Here is a 20,932-nt window from a genome sequence, read left to right as displayed (position 1 = left end):
GGCCGCCCGGCCCCGGGCACCCCCCGCCGTCATCCCGGCCCCGCCCCCTCAACCGGCCCCGCTCCCGTCCCCCGCCCCGTAACGCTGCCGCAGTTCCACCTTCCGTACCTTCCCGCTCACCGTCATCGGGAACTCCGCGAGGATCTCCACCCGGCGCGGGATCTTGTAATGCGCCAGCCGGTCGCGGCAGAAGGACGTGACGTCCTCCACGGTCGGCGGATCCGCCGGGTCGCGGGGGATCACGCAGGCGAGGATCTCCTCGCCGTAGCGGGGGTCGGGGACGCCGACGACCTGGACGTCGGCGATCTTCTCGTGGCCGTGGAGGAACTCCTCGATCTCCCTCGGGTACACGTTCTCGCCACCCCGGATGATCATGTCCTTGATCCGGCCGACGATCTGCACGTATCCGTCCTCGCGCATCACCGCCAGATCGCCGGTGTGCATCCAGCGGCCCGGATCGATCGCCTCGGCGGTCCTCTCCGGCTCGTTCCAGTAGCCGAGCATCACGCTGTAGCCGCGGGTGCACAGCTCGCCGGCCGTCCCGCGCGGCACCGTGACGCCCGTGGCCGGGTCGACGATCTTCACCTCGACATGCGGCATGACCCGGCCCACCGTGCCCGTACGGCGCTCGAGGTCGTCCTCGCGCCGGGTCTGCGTGGAGACGGGCGAGGTCTCGGTCATGCCGTAACAGATCGACACCTCGGCCATGTTCATCTCCGCGACGACCCGCTTCATCACCTCCACCGGGCAGGGCGAGCCCGCCATGATCCCGGTGCGGAGCGTAGAGAGGTCGTACGTGCCGAAGTCGGGCAGGTTCAACTCCGCGATGAACATCGTCGGCACGCCGTACAGCGAGGTGCACCGCTCCTCCTCGACCGCGCGGAGGGTGGCCGCGGGGTCGAAGGACGGGGCCGGGATGACCACGCAGGCGCCGTGCGAGGTGGCGGCGAGATTGCCCATCACCATGCCGAAGCAGTGGTAGAACGGGACCGGGACACAGATCCGGTCCTGCTCGGTGTAGGCGATCATCTCCCCGACGAAATAGCCGTTGTTGAGGATGTTGTGATGGGAGAGGGTAGCTCCCTTGGGGAAGCCGGTCGTGCCCGATGTGTACTGGATGTTGACCGGATCGTCGCAGGAGAGAGCGGCCGGCCGGAGCTCCCCGGCCGTACGCGCGAGCAACGCGTCCCAGGTCGGGTCGGAGAAGTAGACGGTCTCTCGCAACTCCGGGCAACTGCCGCTCACTTGCTCGACCATCGCACGGTAGTCGCTGGTCTTGTGCGCCAGTGACGCGAAGAGCAGCGAGATCCCGGCCTGCCGGAGGACGTACTCCAACTCATGGGCGCGGTAGGCCGGATTGATGTTCACCATGATGGCGCCGATACGGGCGGTCGCGTACTGGACGAGCACCCACTCGGCGCAGTTGACCGCCCAGATCCCCACCCGGTCCCCCTTGGAGACCCCGCTGCCGAGCAGCGCGGCCGCCAACCGTTCGACATCCGCGCCGAATCGGGCGTAGGTCCAGCGGCGTCCGGTCGGCACGTCGACCAGCGCCTCACGGTCGGGCCAGGTGGCGACGGCGCGGTCGAGGTTGGCGCCGATGGTGTCGCCGAGCAGCTCGGTGGTGCCGGTTCCGTGCGCGTACGACAGCGGCGGTTCGCCGCCCGGACTCGCCGCGTCGGACGGACTCAGCTCCCCGGTCCCGGTGCTCATGCGAGATCCCCCTCGCTGTACTCCGTGCCCGCGCCGTCGCCGTTCGCCGTACGCTCGCGCAGCTCGATCCGGCGGATCTTGCCCGAGACCGTCTTCGGCAGCTCGGCGAACTCGATGCGCCGCACCCGCTTGTACGGGGCGAGCACCGCGCGCGAATGGGCGAAGAGCACCTTCGCCGTGTCGGCGTCCGGCTCCCAGCCCTCCGCGAGGACGACGTACGCCTTCGGGACCGCGAGCCGCAGCGGGTCGGGGGCCGGGACGACCGCCGCCTCGGCCACCGCCTCGTGTTCCAGGAGCGCGCTCTCCAGCTCGAAGGGGCTGATCTTGTAGTCGCTGGCCTTGAAGACGTCGTCGCTGCGGCCGATGTACGTGATGTAGCCCTCGGCGTCGCGGGAGCCGATGTCGCCGGTGCGGTAGTAGCCGCCTGCCATCGCCTCGGCCGTGCGCTCGGGGTCGCCGTGGTAACCGGTCATCAGCCCCACCGGATCGGTCGAGAGGTCGAGGCAGATCTCGCCCTCGTCGACGTCCGGCCGCCCGGTCACCGGATCGATCAGAGTGACCCGGTAGCCGGGGCTCGGCCGGCCCATGGAGCCCTCCTTGAGCCGCTGGCCGGGGCTGTTGGAGACCTGCACGGCGGTCTCGGTCTGGCCGAAGCCGTCCCGGATGGTGACGCCCCAGGCCCGGCGTACGGACTCGATGACCTCGGGGTTGAGCGGTTCACCGGCGGCGACGACCTCGCGCGGGGGCTTCTTCAACTGCGTGAGGTCGGCCTGGATCAGCATCCGCCAGACGGTCGGCGGGGCGCAGAAGCTGGTCACGCCGTGCCGCTCCATCTCGGCCATCAGCCGCGCCGGGGCGAAGCGGGTGTAGTTGTGGATGAAGACGGTCGCCTCCGCGTTCCACGGCGCGAAGAGGTTGGACCAGGCGTGCTTGGCCCAGCCGGGCGAGGAGATGTTCAGATGCACGTCGCCGGGCATCAGACCGATCCAGTACATCGTCGCGAGATGGCCGATGGGGTACGAGGTGTGGGTGTGCTCGACCAGCTTGGGCCGGGCGGTGGTTCCGGAGGTGAAGTACAGCATCAGCGGGTCGTCGGCGAGGGTGACGCCGTCCGGCTCGAAGACCTCGGACGTCCCGGGTGTCTCGGGCGTGCCGTACACCTCCTCGTAGCGCAGCCAGCCGATCCGCCCGACAGCGCCGTCCGCACCGACGACGATCCTGGTGTACTCCCCCGGTACCTCGTCGAACTTGCCGGTGTCCTCGGCGCGCACGATCACGTGCCGGGCCCGGCCGCGCTCGACGCGATCGCGCAGGTCGGCGGGGCCGAGGAGCGGCGTCGCCGGGATGACGACCGCGCGCAGCTTCATGGCCGCGAGGGCGGTCTCCCACAACTCGGTCTGGTTGCCGAGCATGACGATGATCCGGTCACCGGCGCGCACCCCTTGGGTGCGCAGCCAGTTGGCGGCCCGGTTGGAGCGGGCGCACATCTCCGCGAAGCTCACCTTCGTCTCGGAGCCGTCCTCCTCGACGATGTGCAGGGCGGTCCTGTCGTTGCCGGCCGCGATGACGTCGAACCATTCGAGCGCCCAGTTGAATCGGTCGGGCCGGGGCCATGCGAAGCCCTCGTACGCCGTCTCGTAGTCCGCGCGGTGCTCCAGCAGGAAGTCGCGGGCGGCCCGGAACCTCTCCGTCGCGCTGGTAGCCGTCATGTGTCCTCCTCGTTGCGGGACCGGTCACGGACATCGTGTAATCAGTGACCCAGGTCTCACTACCCCCGTTCGGGGGTGAAGGAGTGTTCCGTGCCCGAGCAGACGCAAGGCGTGGAGATGCGGGCGGCGCTGCTGCGGCTGCGCCGCGCCACCGGGCTGCAGGTGGTCTTCGGCGGGCTGCTGCACGACGGCCGGCGGCTGAGGATCGCGGAGCTGAACGGGGCCCTGACGCCGGCCCTGCACGGACTCGCGGTCACGACGGGGAGCGGGCTCGGCGGGAAGTGTCTGGCCCTGTCGCGGCCGTGCGCGGTCACGGACTACCCGTCCGCGCGGCACATCACGCACGAGTACGACGGGGCGGTGGCGGCGGAGGGCCTGCGTTCGGTGATCGCGGTGCCCGTCGTCGTACGGCGCACGGTGCGCGGTGTGCTGTACGGGGCGCTGCGCGACGCCCTGCCGATCGGTGAGCGCGTCTTCGACGCGGCCGTGGCGGCGGCCCGGGACGTGGAACAGGCGCTCGCGGTACGCGACGAGGTGCACCGGCTCCTCACCGCCCCCGCCTCGGGGGACGTGGGTCCCGTGGGGCACGCGGGGCCCTCGTGGGAGGAGGTCCGGCAGGCGCACGGAGAGCTGCGGGCGCTGGCCCCCCGGATCGACGACCCGGAGCTGCGCGCGCGGCTGCTCTCGGTGTGCGGGCGCCTGGAGACGGCCTCCGAGGGACCGGGACGGCCGACGGATGTGACGCTGACGCCGCGCGAGACGGATGTGCTGGCGGCGGTGGCGTCGGGCGCGACCAACGCGGTGGCGGCGTCACGGCTGGGGCTGCGCCCGGAGACGGTGAAGGGCTATCTGCGCTCGACGATGCGCAAGCTGGGGGCCCACACCCGGCTGGAGGCGGTGGTGGCGGCCCGCAGGGCCGGACTGCTGCCATAGAGGGCGGGCCGGGGCGGGCGGGGCACCGAGCGGTGATCGCCCTACGCGTCGACGGCACCGAACCGGATCTCGTACGGAAGCCCCTCCCGGGCCATCACCGCGAGCAGCCGTTCCGCCTCCCGGGTCAGCTCCGCGCGCTCGCTCCTGCTCGTACGTCCGAAGGGCTGGACGGTCATCGTCGTGCGGTCCTTGGTCTCCTCCAGGTCCCACAGCCCGGCGACGAGGCCGTCGTACAGGAAGACGCGGTACGCCTGGTTCCCTTTCCACCTGCGGTCCTTGGCGTGGGCGGACAGGAGGCGGGTGCGGTCGGCGTGGGAGAGGAGCAGATTGTCGAACTCCGGCAGGAAGCGCGGCGGAGCCGGCGTGTCCTCGTCGGGGCGCGGGGCGTCGGGCAGGTCGAAGAGCTCGACGCCGTGCTCGTCGCGGAAGGTGAGGAGCTGGGGGCGGAGGCGTTCGAAGGCGTCCCGGAGCCGGGTGAGACCGGACCAGGTCTGCATGTCCTTGACGGAGGCGGGGCCGAAGGCGGCGAGGTAGCGCAGCACGGTGGCGTCGGGGGCGGGGGCCGGCCCGGCGGCGCGGCCGAGCCAGGCGTCGGCGGTGGTCAGGCGCACCTGCCCGCTTCTGCGCCACAGGCCGCGCGGGGTGACCTGGACCAGGGGCAGCAGACAGCGCGCGGCGACGGTGAGGGCCAGGGGATCGGCGTGGGGCCACTCCACCAGGAGCGCCTCGCGGATCTCCTTCGGGGTACGGGGGCGCTCCTCGACGAGCTCGCGGGCGAGGACGGCGAGCCGGTCGAGGTCGACGCCGTCGAGCCCCTTGCGGAAGATCTTGAGCTCGCGGTCGCGAGCCGCCTGGACCAGGGGCCGCAGGGTGAGCACGTCGTCGGCGGTGTGGGTGTGAATGGTGGAGCGCATGGTGACGATCCGGGCGACCTCGCGCGCCTCCATGAGCGCGGAGAGCTCCTCGGGCCGGAATCCTTCGAGCCGGGCCGCGAGCGCGTAGTACGGCGGCTTGGTGTTCTGCGCCTGGAGGCCGAGGAGGTGCGAGACGGCGTCCTCGGCGGACAGCGCGGCGGGTGTCAGCAGCAGCTGCCGCGCGAGCGTGGCGCGGCCCAGCGCACGGGCGGCGAGAACCGGGGCGGTCGTCTTGGAGGCCATGGACGGAACGCTACTCGGGCTTGAGGACTGTTACGGTCCTCAAGAGGGGCGGTGGGTCGCCGGCCGCGACGACATCGCGCCGCCGCGATTCGCCCCGTATATCCTGCCCGAAGACCCTGATCACGCCCCTGATCAACGACCCTGACCGAAGACCCTGGCCGAGACCCCGGCCGGGATCTTGACCGCGAAGGTGGACCCACGATGTCGGAGCGCCGCCCCCGCGCAGCATGGCGGCGTCAGCCGGACCCGCCGGCCGACGCCACGCCGGTGGAGCCCGCCGCGAACGACGCCACGCGGCCGGCCGGCCGGCGGAGCGTGGTGCAGGGCACCTTGTACCGCGACGGGCACCGGGTCTCCTCCCCCGACTCGCTCGCCGAGACCTTCCGTCAGCTGCGCAAGTACCCGGACGGCATGGCCTGGATCGGCCTCCACCGTCCCACCGAGGCCGAACTCCACTCGCTGGCGGCGGAGTTCGATCTGCACGAGCTGGCGATCGAGGACGCGCTGGAGGCCCATCAGCGCCCCAAGCTGGAGCGGTACGGCGACACGCTCTTCGTCGTCCTGCGCGCGGCCCGCTATCTCGACGCGCAGGAGGAGGTGGACTTCGGCGAGCTCCACGTCTTCGTCGGCCAGGACTTCGTGATCACGGTCCGCCACGGCGCCGCCCCGGACCTCTCGGCGGTCCGCCACCGCATGGAGGAGAACCCCGAACTCCTCGCCCTGGGTCCGGAGGCGGTCCTGTACGCGATCCTCGACGCGGTCGTGGACGGTTACGCCCCGGTGGTGGCGGGAGTCCAGAACGACATCGACGAGATCGAGACCGAGGTCTTCGGCGGCGACCCCGCCGTCTCGCGTCGCATCTACGAACTCTCCCGCGAAATGGTCGAGTTCCAGCGCGCCACCCGCCCTCTGGTCGGCATGTTGCACGGCCTGATGGCCGGCTTCGCGAAGTACGGCACGGACGAGGAACTCCAGCGCTACCTCCGCGACGTGGCCGACCACGTCACCCACACCAGCGAACGCGTGGACGGCTTCCGCCAGGCCCTGACGGAGATCCTTACGGTGAACGCGACGCTGGTCACCCAACAACAGAACGCGGAGATGCGCGCCTTGGCGGAGGCCGGCTTCGCACAGAACGAGGAGATCAAGAAGATCTCCTCGTGGGCGGCAATCCTCTTCGCACCCACACTGGTCGGAACCATCTACGGCATGAACTTCGACACCATGCCTGAGCTGAACTGGACGTTCGGTTATCCGTTCGCAATTCTGCTGATGGCAGCGGTGTGCACGAGCCTCTACTTCATCTTCAAGAGGCGGGACTGGCTGTAGGCGCTGGGGAGTGGGCCATCGCCCTCCTCATCTGCCGTGCTCAACGTGAAGTGAGTCAGCTGGTGAGCTGGTAGAGGCTTCTTCCTGCCACCCACATTCCTAGGAGGAGACAGAGGACGACGAGGGCCTGTTCCTGGTGTCGTTGGAGCCAGGTGCTCAGCTTCGTCAGCGCCAGGTGCGCCGGCTGGGGCGCGAAGACGAGGGACACTTCCATGGCCAGAAGGCTGAAGGTGGCCAGGATGCAGAAGCCGAGCAGGGCCAGGAAGGACTCCGTACGGGAGAGGTCGGCCTGGACGACGGTTGCCGCGGCGGCGCCGACCATGCCCCAGGGCTGCAGAAGCACAGCGACGACCGCGGAGGACCAGATCGAGCTGCGGTACATCCGGGAAGTACGTGTGGTGGGGGAATCGGGCGCCGAGGGGCCTGAGGAGTCGCGGGCGGTGCCGCGAAGGCGACGCCGGTGGAGGCCGTAGACGACCAGGGCGATCCCGAAGGCCAGCTTGGCGGCCAGTGCGGCTGTCGAGGGGGGTGACTTGGGCGGGGGCGGCTGTCCGCCGGTCAGGGCCAGGACGATGGTGATCACAGCGACGAGGCAGGCGAGCCAGGCAAGGACGAAGGCCAGTCCGTTCCACACACCCCGGGGCGCGGAGACCGCCATGACGAAGGCCATGATCGGCAGCGGATAGAGCGTGATGCCCAGGCCGATGAGGATCAGGTCAAGCGTCATGACCCCACCCGGCCATCCCGATCGGCCCTTCGCCGGACCGGTCGGCGAACCGGTGTGCGGCAGCTGTCGGTTCCGGATGCCGGCTGCTGCGGAGCGCGTCGGGGGGCGCGCTTGCCCCCCGCGACGCTCTTCTCAGGCAGCGCGTTCACGGTAAGCGGTCGCTTCATGGCCCAGGCTTTTCCCGACCGGTCGGCTTGTGTCCGGTGGTCTGCGTGTCCGGTCGGTCGGTGTCCGACGGGTCGGTTCTCCTTCTCGGGGAAGCCCGCGACGGCTGATCGTGCGGTGCTCTTCTTGGAGCGGCCCATCGCTCACCTCTACCTTCCGCGGCGGGAGCCGGAGGAGCCGTTGCTGCTGCGTACCGGGGGTCAGTCGTCATGGGTCATGGCGTCGATGGCGACGGCAGCGGCAAGGACGGTCGTGGGGTCGGCCGCGGGACCGATGTCCAGGCCATAGGTGTCACGGACGCGGAACCATCGCTTGGAGACTTCGGCGATCTTGTAGCCGTCGCGTTCGATCGCGTATTCGTGGTCCACGATGTTGCCCTGGACGGTGAGTTCCTCCCCGTTCTCGGGCTTGATGACCCAGCGGTCGCGCAAGGGACTGACGAGCGCCTTCTTGACAAGGGCGACGCGGCGACCGTCGGCGTCCTCGATCGCCATCGAGTCCTTGATTCGCAGAGGGCGGCTCTGGACGGTGGCGACGTTCCGTCCGTAGCGGTCTTCGATCTTGTACGTGCGGCGGGCGCGCAGGACCTTGCCGTTGACCTTGTACAGGTGGTCGCCCGCCTCGTTGTCGATCCAATAGTCGTTCCCGAACGAAACCGCCTTCTCCCGCATGCGGTAGCGGGTGACGCCCTCCCCGCGATCGAAAGCCTGGTTCGCACGACGGCGGTCCTTGCGTTCCTCGAACATCGCTCCATCCCCTTCTCCTGGTCGCCGACTCTTGTGACCGGCCTCGCCCGCTCGCGACTCGACGGATCACACGGTCGCGACCGCCGACCGTCCTCGAGAGGACCGGGGACGCCGTTCCCCTTCCGGGTGTGGCGCCCGCCCATGCGATCAGGCGAGCAATTTGTCCTTCGCCTTCTGGAACTCGGCCTCGGTGATCACCCCGCCGGCTCGCAGGTCGGCGAGCTTGACCAGCACTTCCGCATGGCTGTCGGCATCGCCGCTGCCCTGTGTGGCGGCGGCGTCCTTGATGTAGGCCTTGAACGCCGCGTCGGCTGCTTGGGCCTGCTCAACGTCACGCGAAGCCATGCTCTTGCCGCGGGCGATGAGGTAGATGAGGACGCCGAGAAAGGGGAGCACGATGATGAAGACAGTCCAGCCGGCCTTTCCCCAGCCGCCCAGGTCGTGGCTGCGGAAGACATCTGTGACGATCTTGAAGAGCAGGAAGAACCAGACGACGAAGAGGAAGAGTTCCAGCATCGTCAAGAAGAGGTTGAGCAGTGGGTAGTCGTCCATGGCGCTCCCTGCCGCGGCGACTGCCGGGGAGCGGCGGTCACGCGGCGATACGCGTCACCCTGAAATAGGCGGCGTTCATATCTGTCTTACCACCGCACTTCACCCAGTGCCTGTCGTGGCTGCCTCACCGGGCCCACGGGCCGCCTCGCACCGACCGTCGCATCCCCGGCCCATGCCCGTGCACCACCGACTGGACAACGCGGGCACCACGCAGTCGCGGCCTGCCGGCCCGGGGCGGATCCGGACACCCAAGCCTCGGTCGAGCCGTCGCGAGTCGACTGGTCACCCTGTGTTGCCGTAGCCACGCCCCCATGCAAGGATCCGACAATGGGGGAATTTTGGAGGAGATAATGTCAAATGCCCTGCGGGTCAACGTCGACAACTTCGTACGTGCTGAGACCGACAGGATGTTCAACGACCTCCAGCGGGCAGCCGGCGGCGTGAACAACTGGTCTCACAACCGCACCCCCACCCCCATCGATCAGCAGCCCGTCATCCGGATGAACCGGGACACGCTCTACAGCTTCGCGGTCGTCGACATCAGCCGCGGTGCGACGCTGAGCATCCCCGACCCCGGCGATCGCTACATCTCGGTGATGGTCGTCAATCAGGATCACTACATCAACCGCATCTTCCGCGAGCCCGGTGTCTACGAGCTGACCGTGGAGGAGTTCGATACCCCCTTCGTAGTCGTCGCCCTGCGCGTACTCGTCGACCCTGCCGATTCCGACGACTTGGCCGCAGTCGGCGAGCTGCAGGACGGGTTCGGACTCACGGCCGTGTCGGACCACCCGTTCGAACCGGCCGACTACGACGAGGAGAGCCTCACCGCCACCCGCCAGGCCCTGCTCGAACTCGCCAAGGGCCTCAGTGGAGTGGAACGCGCCTTCGGCACGCGCGACGCCGTGGACCCCGTACGCCATCTCGTCGGAACGGCGGCCGGGTGGGGCGGGCTGCCGGAGACGGAGGCGTCTTACATCACCGTCAACCCGGGCTTGCCCGTCGGTGAGTACGAACTGACGGTCCGTGACGTTCCCGTGGATGCCTTCTGGTCGATCTCGCTGTACAACGCGGACGGATTCTTCGAGGCCAACGACCGGGATGCTTACAGCGTCAACAGCGTCACCGGGGTGCCCAATGACGACGGTTCGATCACCGTCCGTTTCGGAGGCTGCGCAGACGGCCGGGCCAACTGCCTGCCCATCATGGAGGGCTGGAACTACCTGGTTCGGCTCTACCGCCCCCACCAGGCAATTCTCGACGGCTCCTGGACCTTCCCCACCATCGACGCGGGTTCATGACGTCGGTGACCGGTGCCGGCATGCGTACTCCGCCTGCCGTGCGGTCCGGCTGACGGCCTTCGGCTTCGGCGCTGCTGCTGCTCCTGCTCCTGCTCCTGCTCCTGCTGCTACTGCTACTGCTACTGCTACTGCTACTGCTACAGCCCGACGCGCCCCGCGGGGATGCCGGGTTCACCGTGTGGTGGGGAGGTCTCAGCTCGCTTCCCGCCCGGTTCCGGTCACGGTCTTTCGCTCCACACCGCAGGGAAGCGTTCGGCGAGCTCGCTTTCGACCCAGGCAAGGCGGCGGGTCAGTGTCTCGTCGGGAAACGTGTGGCAGTCGCGCAAGTGCCGGAGCAGACCTCGCAGGCGAAGGAGTACGGCCGGTGAGTTCGCCGCGGCGATGACGTCGTCGAGACTGGTGCGCAGGAAGGCCTCCCCGTCGGGGAGCCGCATCAGCACCCGCACCACCCCGTCCTGGGCGGTGATCCGCAGCCAACCCGCGGTCGCCCGTCCCGGCCCCGGCCCGCTGAGCAGGTCCTGGAGGCAGTCCAGTGCGTGGACGGCGGAGGCAGGGTCGTTCACCGCCGGAGAAAGCGCCCTCAGCGCGATATCGGCCAGCAGCTGGAAGGCGAGCAACGGATCCTGCTCGAAGGTCCGCTCGACTCCGGTGACAAGAGCGTCCAGGACGGCCGGCGGCGACAGCTGCCCGCCGTGCACGTCGGCGACCCTCATGCCGCGGTGCAGAGTGGTGCCCGGAATCGTGTGCAGGACGATGACCGCATTCGCCTCATGGGCGGCTTTCAGCAGCCTCTCTCCGTCGACTTGCTGCAGCAAGGCCATGGGCTCGGGCCAGGTGACGGTAGAGGTGAGCGGGGGCAGCGCGGTCGCTGTCGGGGATGGACCGCCCGCGTGCTCCGGGGGGCAGAGCGGTTCAAGATTGGCGCGGCCCCGCGCGGTGACCTCGTGGAGAACCGGCGCGATCTGGATGGATGCGAAGGCTTGCAGCTGCAGGTTCCGCAGCAGGGTCAGCAGGATGAGCAACAGGATTCCGGCGAGCACCGGTACCGACACCGACACGCTGGGACGGGTGCCGATGGTGAGGGCGGCGGTGACGCAGAAGACGGCCAGAGCGATGGCGAAGGCGAAGGTCCGCCAGACGATCGGTTCCTGGCGGAAGATGGTCAGGCGTGGGGTGAAGGTGGTATGGGCCCACTGCACCACCAGGAAGAGCAGCGAGAAGATGATGCCGCTCACGCCCAGAACACCGAAGCCCAGCCCCAGCAGCATGTCCGTGACCTGGCGTGCTGCCAGCTGCGGGCCGACGGAGACCCTCGGCAGTGCCAGGCCCAGTCCCAGTCCGATGAGGGTGAACAGCAGCTGGGTGCGTCCGGCGTGCAGACGGCTGGTGCGCCGCCAGGGACCTGCGGGCGTCATCAGGTTCGGTGCGATCGACGCCCGCGCACGGCGAAGGGGCCCAGTGCCGCTTCCCGCGCGCCCGACTCAACAGCGACCGCGATCCGCGCTCCGCCCTCTACGGCCAGGGACACGACCGTGACGCTCTTACCCAGCCGTTTCACCTCACCAGGCTCGGCCGTACGCGCAGGACCCGCGACCTCATCGACCAGGACGAACTCGCTGCGGAAGAGAAAGGGGGCCTTCTCCCAGACAAGGACGTCGCGCACCCAGCGGCCGTATCCCCGCCGCCACTTCCCACCCAGCCCCGGCACTTGGCCCTCGTCCACCCGGATCGCGCCTTTGAAAGCCCCTGGCCGGTGGCTGACCCAGCGTCGACGTGCCAGCACGGCGGCCAGCAGGGCGACGACCACGATCAGATCCACACCCAGGACGGCGAGCAGCGCGATCAGCATGGTTTCAATTATCCCGCCGTACCAGTCATACCGCCTGACCGAACAGTCCAGCCGAGATGCGCACAGGGCCGCCCGCTGGTGGAATGGGACACAGGCGCGATGCACGAAGGTGCCGCCACCGCACCGTTCCACATTTCATGCCGGGAACGACGGCTCGGGGTGGACGACTCTCCGGAGCTCAGCGTCCGGCTACTGGGCCCGACTCGATGAGGAGCCGACGTGAGCAGCGAAGCCATCGACACCGGCGAGACGGGACCGATCGACTACCTCGTCATCGAGTTCCCCCAGAGCCGCATGACCGGTGAGGGGCTGCCTCTCCTGGTCGACCTCGTCGACCGGGGCGTCATCCGCATTCTGGACTTGCTGTTCGTGCGGAAGGAACCGGACGGGTCGGTCGTCGGTGTGGAACTCGCCGAGCTGACCGGCGATGGCGGGCTCGACCTCACCGTCTTCGACGGCGTCTCCTCAGGGCTGCTCGGCCAGGCTGAGATCGACGATGTGAGCGGCGTCCTGGAAAAAGGCAGTTCCGCGGGCATCCTCGTGTACGAGAACGTGTGGGCGGCGCCGCTCGCCGCGGCACTGCGGCGCGGCGGAGGCCGACTCGTCGCGAGCGGCCGCATCCCCGTACAGGAGATCATGGCCGCGCTCGATGCCGCTGAGACCACGGCCTGAACCCCGCCCCAAGTCCAGTTCAGCCCAACCGAGGAGAACCGTCATGCCAGGCCTGCTCCGCGGAATCGCCCGAACTGCCGTGGTCTCGGGAACCGCCACTGCCGTCTCCAACCGGGTCTCGCGCCGCCAGGCCGGCCGCTGGGCCGCGCAGGAAACACCAACGGCGCCGCCGCAACCACCGGCCTACCAGGACGCTCCCCCTCAAGCCGCCCCGGCGGCTCCCCCGGCCGACGACATGGGCAGCAAAATCACCCAGCTCAAGGACCTCGGCCTTCTCAAAGAGCAGGGTGTCCTGACCGAGGCTGAGTTCGAAGCGCAGAAGGCGCTGATCCTCGGCACCTGAGCACACTCCGTGTGGTCCCGGGCTCCGTGTGGTCCCGGGCTCCGTGTGGTCCCGGGACGATCTCAGGTGTTTCCTGTCTGCGGTGGTGCCGCGTGCCGCGGGTCGGCGAGAGTGTTCTCCCGCAGGCTGGTCGGGTCAGTACGCAGCCTTCCGGCGAACCAGTCGCCGTAGCGGTTTCCCAGGAACGGGGCCGACGCACCGTGCAGGCAGACACTCAGCCCCACGGTCACCGCGATGACACCGCTCAACAGGGGCGACCCCGGCATCCCCTCCTCCAGGGCGAGCAGTCCGAACACCAGCGACGCCAGCCCCCGTGGCCCGAACCAGCCCATGTAGGCGAGAGAGGCCGGGCGCAGCCCGGTGCCGATCAGCGCGAGCGCAACGGGCAACATCCTGACGACGGTCAGGCTGATCAGCGCGTAGGCGACCATACGCCAGGTGAGGTTCGCGAGCACCGGTCCCAGGATCACCGCGCCGAAGACGAGAAAGCTCAGCGAGGCGAGGAGGAGGCCGAGCCGTTCGCTGAACTCCGTACTGCGTGCGGGATCGGGGCTGTCGGCTCGAGGTCGCCGTCCCGACGGTGCCCGGCGCATCCGGTGACCGAAGGCAAGACCCGCGGCCCAGGCGCCGATGAAGCCGCTGCCCTGGGCCGCCACACACAGCACGTAGGCGATCGCCGCGACGGCGAGCGTCGTGTACGGCCACCATGTGGGGCTGCTCCAGCCCCGCAGTGCCGACCAACGCAGCACGTGTGCCCCGCCCCACCCGGCGGCGATGCCCAGCGCGCCGCTGAGCAGCAGGGCACGCAGGAACGTCTCGCCGACGCCTGCGTGCGCATGGCTTCCGCCGCCGGCCGCCAGGGCCAGGAGGAAGAAGGGCAAGGCCAAGCCGTCGTTCAGTCCGGACTCCACGGACAGGCCGTGACGGATCAGCGGCGGGACTCGCTTGTTGGAGACCGCCTGCTGCCCGAGCGCGGCATCCGTCGGCGCGAGGACGATGGCAACCAGAGCCAGTTCCCACACGCCCAGGCCGGGGAGGAGGGGCCATGCCAGCAGCCATCCCAGCACGATCGTGGCGGGCAACCCCACGGCCAGCAGCCGCAGGGCCAGGAAGCCCTCCCGGCGCAGGGCCCCGACCCGGATCGAAGCGGCGTCCGTGAACAGCATCAACACCAGCGCGCTCTCGAAAAGCGCCCGAGTGAGCTCCGGATCCCGCTCCCGGTTCAGCAGGTCGAGGCCCAGCGGACCGATCGCCAGACCGCATACGACGAACACGAGCGGTCCGGAGACCACCGTGGTCGCGAGCCGCCGGGAGAACACCCCGTACCCGGCGATCGCGCCCGCCGCCACCACCACCGCCCACTGGCTCATCCGCACTCCTCGCCGCGAGCGGCACTCCCCGCGCGTTCCGGACCGTCAGGGATCTGCGTCGCGAGACGCACGCCCCGGCGCGACCCTCTGGAGCGAATGACCGGCTTGCCGCCGCCAGCCTGACGCTCTCCCCGTGCGCTGCGGAGCACCGTCGGCAGCCCGATCCGGTCGGTCAGTCCTCCGGTGGGCGGGGAGCCGTGCACAGCGCCCAGATGACCAGCACGTCGACCGCAATGAGCGCCAGCGCCCACAGCGGATGGTAGGGCAGCCACATGAAGTTCGCGATCACCAGCAAGGAGGCCAGCGCGACACCGACGATCCGCGCCCAAGTGGAACCCTTCAGCAACGCGACCCCGGCCAGCAAGGTGATGAGGCCCAGGATGAGATGAATCCAGCCCCATCCGGTGAGATCGAGCTGAAAGACGTAATCACGGGTGTTGACGAAGACCTCGTCATTGGCGATCGCGGCGATGCCTTGAAGGATGGCCATGATCCCGCCGAGGATCATCAGTACCGAGGCGAGCACCATCGTCCCCGCGGCGAATGCCCGCCCGCCCCCCAAATCACTTGCCGACCGGTTCTGAGAGGTCCGACCCCACTGATCGGTCATGGCGTGCTCCTTCGATGAACGCCCGCCGGACGAGCAGGCACTATCTCCAATGTCCGCGCCCCGGCCACGGGCCGCATCTCAAGACGAGGCCCACACCGCCGCCCTCCGCTCGAGCGCGCCGGTCCCCACCTCACAACCTCCCAGAACGCAGTTGCCCTCATAGGGCGAGAATCGTCGTGACGTCGAGGCGGTCCGCTCAGCTCGGCCACGGCCCTGTCCTCGACCTGGCATGGACGGCAGTGACGCCCGGCTCGGCGGCCGGCGAAAGGTTCACGGCGTGGTCGTGGCCGGATGGAGCATCTGTCCGGCAGCGAGCTTGCGGTAGGTAGGACTGCTGTCGAGCAGTTCCCTGTGGCGTTCGCCGGCCGAGAGGGTGCCACCGCGAGGGCCGAGCATTCCCGACAGGCCGCCCGGCAGCCTTCGCGCGACTCCCTCCCGGCGGGCGAGCTCGGCGACGCGCCGTACTTCGGCGTCGGTGGCGCCGGGCGCGGGTTGTCGCGCAGCGTGCCGTGGACGACGTGGGTGCCCTGGTCGACGACGGCGATGCGTTCGCGGCAGGTGGTGCGTTCGCGGCAGGTGGTGCGACTCAGTTCGGTGGCGGGCAGGCCGTCGAAGAGCAGACGTCCGGAGTCCGGTCCGTAGAACCTGGCGAGGCTCCAGAACGAAACGGCCCACCGCGCCCGTCGCCGCCTCGGTGACGAAGAGCACGGCGAGGACCAGCAGGAGTGGCCACAGCACCTGTCCGCGGCCACTCGCGTCGACGGTCTGCTCGGCGACGAGCGGCTGGGCGAGACCCAGAGCCAGAGCCGAGCCGAGCCGAGCCGAGCCGACCAGCGTGAGCACGGCGACGACGACGGAGGCACAGTGTCCGGCGGTCAACCGGTACATGTTCGCGACCGCGGCTCGGGTGGAGCGGTCGCCGCCCGCCTCCGCCTCCGCCTGCGCCTGATCCAGGACCGGTGATCATCAACCCGATCGGCTCTGGGGGCCGACTGTGATCAGCCGCGTGAAGTAGTCGTCGGGTACGCCCTCGTCGACGGGCCGGCCGTCCGCCTCGATCCAGGCATGCGCGGTGAACGGTGGCACCACGCGCACCCCGGTGCACCAGGTCGGCCAGGTCCCCGACAGCCGGCACAGCAGCGCGGCTCCCAGCGATCGGGGCAGGCAGCCCTTGGGGCCGGCGCAGCGCAGGCTCACCGCGCACATCGCACCCCGGGCGTTCGCGGCCTGCGCGGTGGTGGCGGGGGCGGCACCGCGCCGCGCGAAGCCGAGCACGGCACGGATCCGCCGGGGCGGCAGGAGGGAGAGCGCGAGCGCGGGGAGCAGGACGAGACGGGCGGCGAGGCGCCGCGCGAAGGGGACTCCGGTGGGCCTCTCCAGGGCGCTGGGGGTCGTCATTCGGCCAGCCCCGAGACCCGCAGCTGCTGTACGAGGGCCTCGACGTCCCGGCTCGCCTGGGCGAGGTCGATCTCGAACTCGCCGGTGAGCGCGGCGACCGCGTCCGCTTCGTCACCGCCCGCCATGAGCGTCTTGACCACCAGGGAGCCGCTGGGGTTCAACTCCCAGTACTCCCCGGTGCGTTCGTCCAGTAGGACCGTGCCGTAGTCGGTGTCCGCCGTGGAGACGTCGGCGCCGAACCGCAGTGCCATGGTGTGCGTACCTTTCGCGTGGTGGAGTTCAGGGGCCGTTCGAGGTACCGGTGCCGGCTGTGGCCTTCGGGGTCCGGGAGAGGCCACGCAGCCACACTTCGGCGGCGATGGTCGAGTAGAGGATCGCCTCGCGCAGTTCGGGTGTGGCCGGCCGCTGGGCGAGGCGGCGCAGAGCCTTCCCGTCGACCAGACCCAGCTGTTCCAGCCGCGAGTCCTCCCACAGCGCCAGCAGATCGGCGCGGTGTTCCCGAAGCCCGTTGGAGGCGTCCATGGAGGCGGCGGCCTTGTTGGTGCGCCGCAGGCAGGTCTCGGGAACGATCCCGCTCATGGCTGCGGTCAGGAGGGGCTTGTACTGCCAAGGTGTGACGCGCTCGCTCGGGCGGACCGCGAGGCACGCCTCGATGACGCGATCGTCGAGGAACGGCGAGGCCATCGGCACGCCGGCCCGGGCCGCCATCCGGTCCCACTGGCGGATGATGCGGGTGCAGGAGCGGATCTGGTCCAGATCGGCGTGCAGGCCACGGTCCGGGTGGAGCGGGACGGCGTACTCGGCCGCCTCGCGCAGCGCTCGCCGGGCAATCCGCTCGGCGTCCGGAGTGACCCAGTCGAAGAGCCGGGGCGGCATGCCCCAGCCGAGGCTGGTGCTGACGGTCGCGGGCACCGGGGCGCGCAGGTGGCCGCTCGAGTCGGCGAGCCACGTCCCGTACGGCCGGGAGTCGGCCAGCGCGCGTACCGTGCCGCCCAGTGGCCACTGCCACAGGGCTCGGAAGCCGCGCAACTGCCGCAGGGCGAACAGGGGGCGAGTGCGTGCCAGCCGGTGGTAGTACGCCTCGGAGCACCAGGCCACATGGTCGCCGCCGATGCCCGTCAGGTGAAGCCGGCTGCCCCGCTCGGCCATGCCCGGCAGATGATGCAGGACGCGCGAGCGGTCCATGACGCCGATGGTCGGTTCGTCCAGCAGATCATCGATGGTCAGCAGATCGCTGTAGACCAGCGGGGAGGCGTCGGCGTCCCAGACGACGTGCTCGACCTCCGGCATCGAGCGCGCGGCCTGTTCGGCCCAGTACAGATCGGTGTCGGCGGGATCGCGCCCCGGCCAGGTGCTCGCCACCACCCGGGCCGGTGAGCGGTCCGCGAGGAAGCAGATGGAGGTGGAATCCAGGCCGCCGGACAAGTCGCAGCTGACGACGCCGCCCTGTCTCGTACGGGCGTCGACCGCCGCGACCAGCGCTTCCCGGACGGCGGGCGCGCCGTCGGCCAGCGTCCGTACGGGCTCGGGCGGTGTCCACCAGCGCGAGTGACGCACGGTCCGGCCGTCGGCGGCGACGATCAGCGCCTCCTGCGGCGGTACGGCGGTGACGCCCTGCCACATGGGCGCCTCGGCGAGCGGATGGGGCACCGGCCACAGCAGCCGGACCGCGACTTGCTCCGAGTCCGGTTCGGCGCCGAGCGCGGCGGCGAGTACGTCGGCGCGACTGGCGGCCACCCGCAGACCACCGACGGAGGCATGGAACACCAGCCGGAGCCCGGACGCGGTGCCCTGCACCCTGAGCTGTCCGTCGAGCGCGCCGACGAGATGGAAGCTCCCGGGAAGAGTACGAGCCAGCCCGTCGAGCTCGGCAAGGTCAGCCAACCGCCCGGCACGGCGCTCGAGTTCGGCGGCGTCGACGGGACAGCAGCCGATGACGGCGAGGGCCGCGTGGCCGGCGCGCGCGGTCACGATGTCCTGGTCGTGCCACTGCCCCACCAGCCAGGGCCGGCCCGAGGCGTACTTCAGGACGCGCGTTCCGGGGCGGGAGAAGGAGCGGGCCGCGGCGGCCGCCTCCTCGCGGTCGGTGAAGACCGCGAAGTGCGCGTCGCCGGGGCCCGTTCCCGCACTCTCGTGCAGTTCAGTCATGACGTCGAGTCAGAACCGTCGGTCGTCAGTTCTTGCTCAGGATCAGCCGGTCGTTGCCGGAGCTCTGCAGGAGCCCGGTCTTCTTCCGGAACGTCCCGAGCTTGGCGAGCGTCGGCGCTTCGTATGCCTTCTTCATGACTCTCCTCAGGTGCGGGTGTCACGACCGCCTCCCAGCCGCTTGCCCCGGGACTCATCGGGAGCCCGGGGCGAGGAAGCGGTGCACTCAATAGCTATGCGCATGAGGGCAAGCCGCAACAAGACCACCCAGAAAAGTCGGACTATACGCACATTCCGAATGTGGCCGGATTCGCCCCTGGAGCAACGGCATGGACGGTCAGACGCAAGGCTTTCGGCGTGGGGCATGGCACACGAGCATGAAAAGCGTTCTGACCTGTGTATCGAGTGGTGTGCAGCGCGCTTGACGACGTGCGTACGCCGATGGCAGTGCGACGGAGCCACCGGGGCGCACAACGGCCCCGCCGCCGCACATCCTCGCCGCCGCTCCCCATATCCGAATGGCTGGATACCGCTGCCTTACAGACGGTGGGAACCTAGACAGTCAGATCACGCGGCTGTCTGTGGATCTGGGCGTCCCAGCACGTCGGCGAGGGGAGTACCGGTTCGCGCCGCTGCGACTCGACGCAGCGTCCACACCCTCCTGACCTGCGTGTCATCAGGATGGAAGAGGTTCAGTGCTCACAGAGGGAGAATTCTCGTTCGTAGAGCTGCTCGTTGTGTTCGTCGACGAAGAACTTGCGTTCCTGCATGAGTTGTTCGCGGTAGTTCTTGGCCTGTTCAAGCGTCATGGTCGAGGTGTCCGACCATGGTTGTTGCGGTGGCACATCGGATGTCGAGACGATCTTTTCCGACGGGTCGACGAGAAAGAACGCGAGAATTTTGCGAGATCCGGGGCGGGTAGGGTCCGCGAGGCGGAATGAGCCGACACGGTGTTGCAGGATGTTCGGGAACGCCAGGCAGCGGCCCGCTGGGGTCGATGTCGATCCCAGCATCTGGTTCAGTGCGTCTTCGTTCTCCAGGCCGTAGACCTCACGCAGGCCGTTGTCGTCGTTCTGTTCGTAGTCCGGGTCGTCGAGCGCCGCCCGGAAACTCAGCCGGCTTTCGGTGATGTTCTCGCTGTCCCAGTAGTAGATCCCGGTCGAGACGATCCGCTCGTTCAGCATCCCCTCGACGTGCCAGGAACCGCCGGCGTACTCGGGCTTGTCCGGGGTGAGATGAATGGAGGCGAGCTTCACGATGACCTGGAGACGGCGGCCGCGCAGGTCGACCCGGGCGGATTCATCGGGCAACTCGGGCGGGGTGAAGACCGGGGCGTCCGGGACGGCCGGACGGCGGTTCTCCCACCAGTCGTCCTGGGCCTGTTCCCATGCGCGAAGGGCTTCCTTGTAGGCACCGTCATCACCGTAGGACGACTTGTCCGGATACTCCGGCTCCGAGTCGTACCACCCGTAAGGATCGGCCTCGATCCGCAGGGGCCGCGGATGGCGCAGATCGGTGAGCACGTTCTCCAGCAGCGGGCGGAAGCGCGCGAACAAGTCCGGCAGGACCGAGGCCAGTTCGCGATGATTGTCGGGGTGGACGTTGTTGACGTACGAACGGAAGGTGACATCGCCGTCGTCACTGACGTCGACGTCCGTGGGGAGCCACTGGAATTTTTCCGAGAACTCGTACTTCGAGTAGCGGTCCGTCGGGTTCTGCCAAGCCCTCTCGGGCGCACCGCTCACCTCTCTCACCAGGCAGAACAGTGAGGGATGAACCAGATCCAGTACCTGGCCGTCGGATCCGGGATGCCAGTCCTGTTCCGCTTCGGGAACCTGCTCCAGAACCCGAACCGCCTCACGCAGCCGGGATCTGAGCTCGTCGTCGACCAGTGTGTCCGACTGCCACACCCCGTCGACAGCGGACACCTCGACGCCGGTTCGTCCGTCCCGCAGCGCGGCGTAATGCCGGAGTTCGGCAAGCACGTAACGAACCTGCGCTTCGGTGAGGCCTTGGGCGACCGCTTCTCGCGTCCACCTGGCGACGATGCCGGCATCGTTCATCTTGTCGAACCACCCGGGCTTCGCCCGAATGTGCGCGCTGCACCGCATCATCTGAAGTTCCCGCAGCGTCCGGGGTGTCGCGAACGATATGGAACGGGAAGCTTGAAAGGGCATCGGGAAAGCAGCCAGGCCGGTCAAATCTCTTGGTCC

The 20,932-nt window shown here is 69.3% G+C and carries 21 protein-coding genes; 5 read left to right on the top strand and 16 right to left on the bottom strand.

Annotated elements, in window-relative coordinates:
- Window positions 1-48: 48 nt before the first annotated feature.
- Together ABZY12_RS22240 and ABZY12_RS22235 are read right to left on the bottom strand one after the other, a co-directional pair.
- Window positions 49-1,713 carry an AMP-binding protein gene (locus ABZY12_RS22240; protein WP_356892892.1) on the bottom strand — a complete coding sequence of 555 codons (1,665 nt, stop codon included), beginning with the start codon at window positions 1,711-1,713 and terminating at the stop codon, window positions 49-51.
- Window positions 1,710-3,422 carry an AMP-binding protein gene (locus ABZY12_RS22235; protein ID WP_356892890.1) on the bottom strand — a complete coding sequence of 571 codons (1,713 nt, stop codon included), beginning with the start codon at window positions 3,420-3,422 and terminating at the stop codon, window positions 1,710-1,712. Before ABZY12_RS22235 ends, ABZY12_RS22240 begins: the two co-directional genes overlap by 4 nt.
- Window positions 3,423-3,539: 117 nt before the next feature.
- Here ABZY12_RS22235 and ABZY12_RS22230 point away from each other — a divergent pair, with 117 nt between their 5' ends.
- Window positions 3,540-4,355: a LuxR C-terminal-related transcriptional regulator gene (locus ABZY12_RS22230; protein WP_356892981.1), complete on the top strand. Its 816-nt coding sequence runs from the start codon at window positions 3,540-3,542 to the stop codon at window positions 4,353-4,355.
- A 41-nt stretch (window positions 4,356-4,396) separates the two neighbouring features.
- Here ABZY12_RS22230 and ABZY12_RS22225 read toward each other — a convergent pair whose 3' ends face one another.
- Window positions 4,397-5,512, bottom strand: a complete 1,116-nt coding sequence (locus ABZY12_RS22225) for a winged helix DNA-binding domain-containing protein (RefSeq protein WP_356892888.1) — start codon at window positions 5,510-5,512, stop codon at window positions 4,397-4,399.
- 201 nt (window positions 5,513-5,713) lie between these two features.
- On the opposite strand from ABZY12_RS22225, the gene ABZY12_RS22220 reads away from it, so the two are divergent.
- Window positions 5,714-6,841: a magnesium and cobalt transport protein CorA gene (locus tag ABZY12_RS22220; RefSeq protein WP_356892886.1), complete on the top strand. Its 1,128-nt coding sequence runs from the start codon at window positions 5,714-5,716 to the stop codon at window positions 6,839-6,841.
- A 55-nt stretch (window positions 6,842-6,896) separates the two neighbouring features.
- Here the strand turns inward: ABZY12_RS22220 and ABZY12_RS22215 are convergent, their stop codons facing one another.
- The 3 genes from ABZY12_RS22215 to ABZY12_RS22205 form a co-directional block, all read right to left on the bottom strand.
- Entirely contained in the window at window positions 6,897-7,568 is a 672-nt protein-coding gene (locus tag ABZY12_RS22215) for a GAP family protein (protein WP_356892884.1), read from the bottom strand.
- A 365-nt stretch (window positions 7,569-7,933) separates the two neighbouring features.
- Window positions 7,934-8,479 carry an LURP-one-related family protein gene (locus tag ABZY12_RS22210; RefSeq protein ID WP_356892882.1) on the bottom strand — a complete coding sequence of 182 codons (546 nt, stop codon included), beginning with the start codon at window positions 8,477-8,479 and terminating at the stop codon, window positions 7,934-7,936.
- Window positions 8,480-8,626: 147 nt separating this feature from the next.
- Window positions 8,627-9,031, bottom strand: coding sequence for an SHOCT domain-containing protein (locus ABZY12_RS22205; protein WP_356892880.1), 405 nt, complete (start codon window positions 9,029-9,031; stop codon window positions 8,627-8,629).
- Window positions 9,032-9,342: 311 nt separating this feature from the next.
- Between ABZY12_RS22205 and ABZY12_RS22200 the strand changes: the two genes are divergently transcribed.
- Window positions 9,343-10,332 carry a DUF1214 domain-containing protein gene (locus tag ABZY12_RS22200; RefSeq protein WP_356892878.1) on the top strand — a complete coding sequence of 330 codons (990 nt, stop codon included), beginning with the start codon at window positions 9,343-9,345 and terminating at the stop codon, window positions 10,330-10,332.
- A 218-nt stretch (window positions 10,333-10,550) separates the two neighbouring features.
- Here ABZY12_RS22200 and ABZY12_RS22195 read toward each other — a convergent pair whose 3' ends face one another.
- Window positions 10,551-11,747: a DUF2254 family protein gene (locus tag ABZY12_RS22195; protein WP_356892876.1), complete on the bottom strand. Its 1,197-nt coding sequence runs from the start codon at window positions 11,745-11,747 to the stop codon at window positions 10,551-10,553.
- Window positions 11,747-12,181 (bottom strand): DUF2550 family protein, encoded by a 435-nt coding sequence (locus ABZY12_RS22190; protein ID WP_356892874.1) that lies wholly within the window; start codon window positions 12,179-12,181, stop codon window positions 11,747-11,749. Before ABZY12_RS22190 ends, ABZY12_RS22195 begins: the two co-directional genes overlap by 1 nt.
- A 219-nt stretch (window positions 12,182-12,400) precedes the next feature.
- Between ABZY12_RS22190 and ABZY12_RS22185 the strand changes: the two genes are divergently transcribed.
- Together ABZY12_RS22185 and ABZY12_RS22180 are read left to right on the top strand one after the other, a co-directional pair.
- The gene (locus ABZY12_RS22185; protein WP_356892872.1) at window positions 12,401-12,853 is read left to right on the top strand and encodes a DUF6325 family protein; all 453 of its coding nucleotides are present in this window, start codon (window positions 12,401-12,403) and stop codon (window positions 12,851-12,853) included.
- A gap of 43 nt (window positions 12,854-12,896) precedes the next feature.
- Window positions 12,897-13,196 carry an SHOCT domain-containing protein gene (locus ABZY12_RS22180; protein WP_356892870.1) on the top strand — a complete coding sequence of 100 codons (300 nt, stop codon included), beginning with the start codon at window positions 12,897-12,899 and terminating at the stop codon, window positions 13,194-13,196.
- 62 nt (window positions 13,197-13,258) lie between these two features.
- On the opposite strand, the gene ABZY12_RS22175 is transcribed toward ABZY12_RS22180, so the two are convergent.
- The 8 genes from ABZY12_RS22175 to ABZY12_RS22140 form a co-directional block, all read right to left on the bottom strand.
- Complete coding sequence (locus ABZY12_RS22175) at window positions 13,259-14,551, bottom strand: cation:proton antiporter (protein ID WP_356892868.1); 1,293 nt, start codon at window positions 14,549-14,551, stop codon at window positions 13,259-13,261.
- 187 nt (window positions 14,552-14,738) lie between these two features.
- On the bottom strand, window positions 14,739-15,095 hold the full coding sequence (locus ABZY12_RS22170) for a hypothetical protein (protein ID WP_356892979.1): 357 nt from the start codon (window positions 15,093-15,095) through the stop codon (window positions 14,739-14,741).
- 351 nt (window positions 15,096-15,446) lie between these two features.
- The gene (locus ABZY12_RS22165; RefSeq protein ID WP_356892866.1) at window positions 15,447-16,064 is read right to left on the bottom strand and encodes a hypothetical protein; all 618 of its coding nucleotides are present in this window, start codon (window positions 16,062-16,064) and stop codon (window positions 15,447-15,449) included.
- A gap of 78 nt (window positions 16,065-16,142) precedes the next feature.
- Window positions 16,143-16,574 carry a lasso peptide biosynthesis B2 protein gene (locus ABZY12_RS22160; RefSeq protein WP_356892864.1) on the bottom strand — a complete coding sequence of 144 codons (432 nt, stop codon included), beginning with the start codon at window positions 16,572-16,574 and terminating at the stop codon, window positions 16,143-16,145.
- Window positions 16,571-16,825, bottom strand: a complete 255-nt coding sequence (locus tag ABZY12_RS22155; protein ID WP_356892862.1) for a lasso peptide biosynthesis PqqD family chaperone — start codon at window positions 16,823-16,825, stop codon at window positions 16,571-16,573. The genes ABZY12_RS22160 and ABZY12_RS22155 overlap by 4 nt, the downstream gene beginning before the upstream one ends.
- Window positions 16,826-16,853: 28 nt before the next feature.
- Entirely contained in the window at window positions 16,854-18,722 is a 1,869-nt protein-coding gene (locus ABZY12_RS22150; RefSeq protein WP_356892860.1) for a lasso peptide isopeptide bond-forming cyclase, read from the bottom strand.
- A 25-nt stretch (window positions 18,723-18,747) separates the two neighbouring features.
- Window positions 18,748-18,858: a keywimysin-related RiPP gene (locus ABZY12_RS22145; protein WP_215072813.1), complete on the bottom strand. Its 111-nt coding sequence runs from the start codon at window positions 18,856-18,858 to the stop codon at window positions 18,748-18,750.
- A 553-nt stretch (window positions 18,859-19,411) separates the two neighbouring features.
- A complete protein-coding gene (locus ABZY12_RS22140) occupies window positions 19,412-20,920 on the bottom strand; it encodes a DUF4246 domain-containing protein (RefSeq protein WP_356892858.1) in 1,509 nt (502 codons plus the stop codon).
- Between the last annotated feature and the right edge of the window lie 12 nt (window positions 20,921-20,932).

Origin of the sequence: Streptomyces sp. NPDC006551, from assembly GCF_040611675.1 — a bacterium.
Taxonomy (GTDB): Bacteria; Actinomycetota; Actinomycetes; order Streptomycetales; family Streptomycetaceae; genus Streptomyces.
This window is presented reverse-complemented; position numbering and strand designations above follow the sequence as displayed.

Excerpts from the sequence above, each read along its gene's own strand:
- ABZY12_RS22240 (WP_356892892.1), bottom strand. The coding sequence starts at position 1,713 with ATGAGCACCGGGACCGGGGAGCTGAGTCCGTCCGACGCGGCGAGTCCG.
- ABZY12_RS22235 (WP_356892890.1), bottom strand. The coding sequence starts at position 3,422 with ATGACGGCTACCAGCGCGACGGAGAGGTTCCGGGCCGCCCGCGACTTC.
- ABZY12_RS22230 (WP_356892981.1), top strand. The coding sequence starts at position 3,540 with ATGCGGGCGGCGCTGCTGCGGCTGCGCCGCGCCACCGGGCTGCAGGTG.
- ABZY12_RS22225 (WP_356892888.1), bottom strand. The coding sequence starts at position 5,512 with ATGGCCTCCAAGACGACCGCCCCGGTTCTCGCCGCCCGTGCGCTGGGC.
- ABZY12_RS22220 (WP_356892886.1), top strand. The coding sequence starts at position 5,714 with ATGTCGGAGCGCCGCCCCCGCGCAGCATGGCGGCGTCAGCCGGACCCG.
- ABZY12_RS22215 (WP_356892884.1), bottom strand. The coding sequence starts at position 7,568 with ATGACGCTTGACCTGATCCTCATCGGCCTGGGCATCACGCTCTATCCG.
- ABZY12_RS22210 (WP_356892882.1), bottom strand. The coding sequence starts at position 8,479 with ATGTTCGAGGAACGCAAGGACCGCCGTCGTGCGAACCAGGCTTTCGAT.
- ABZY12_RS22205 (WP_356892880.1), bottom strand. The coding sequence starts at position 9,031 with ATGGACGACTACCCACTGCTCAACCTCTTCTTGACGATGCTGGAACTC.
- ABZY12_RS22200 (WP_356892878.1), top strand. The coding sequence starts at position 9,343 with ATGCAAGGATCCGACAATGGGGGAATTTTGGAGGAGATAATGTCAAAT.
- ABZY12_RS22195 (WP_356892876.1), bottom strand. The coding sequence starts at position 11,747 with ATGACGCCCGCAGGTCCCTGGCGGCGCACCAGCCGTCTGCACGCCGGA.
- ABZY12_RS22190 (WP_356892874.1), bottom strand. The coding sequence starts at position 12,181 with ATGCTGATCGCGCTGCTCGCCGTCCTGGGTGTGGATCTGATCGTGGTC.
- ABZY12_RS22180 (WP_356892870.1), top strand. The coding sequence starts at position 12,897 with ATGCCAGGCCTGCTCCGCGGAATCGCCCGAACTGCCGTGGTCTCGGGA.
- ABZY12_RS22170 (WP_356892979.1), bottom strand. The coding sequence starts at position 15,095 with ATGGTGCTCGCCTCGGTACTGATGATCCTCGGCGGGATCATGGCCATC.
- ABZY12_RS22165 (WP_356892866.1), bottom strand. The coding sequence starts at position 16,064 with ATGTACCGGTTGACCGCCGGACACTGTGCCTCCGTCGTCGTCGCCGTG.
- ABZY12_RS22160 (WP_356892864.1), bottom strand. The coding sequence starts at position 16,574 with ATGACGACCCCCAGCGCCCTGGAGAGGCCCACCGGAGTCCCCTTCGCG.
- ABZY12_RS22155 (WP_356892862.1), bottom strand. The coding sequence starts at position 16,825 with ATGGCACTGCGGTTCGGCGCCGACGTCTCCACGGCGGACACCGACTAC.
- ABZY12_RS22150 (WP_356892860.1), bottom strand. The coding sequence starts at position 18,722 with ATGACTGAACTGCACGAGAGTGCGGGAACGGGCCCCGGCGACGCGCAC.
- ABZY12_RS22145 (WP_215072813.1), bottom strand. The coding sequence starts at position 18,858 with ATGAAGAAGGCATACGAAGCGCCGACGCTCGCCAAGCTCGGGACGTTC.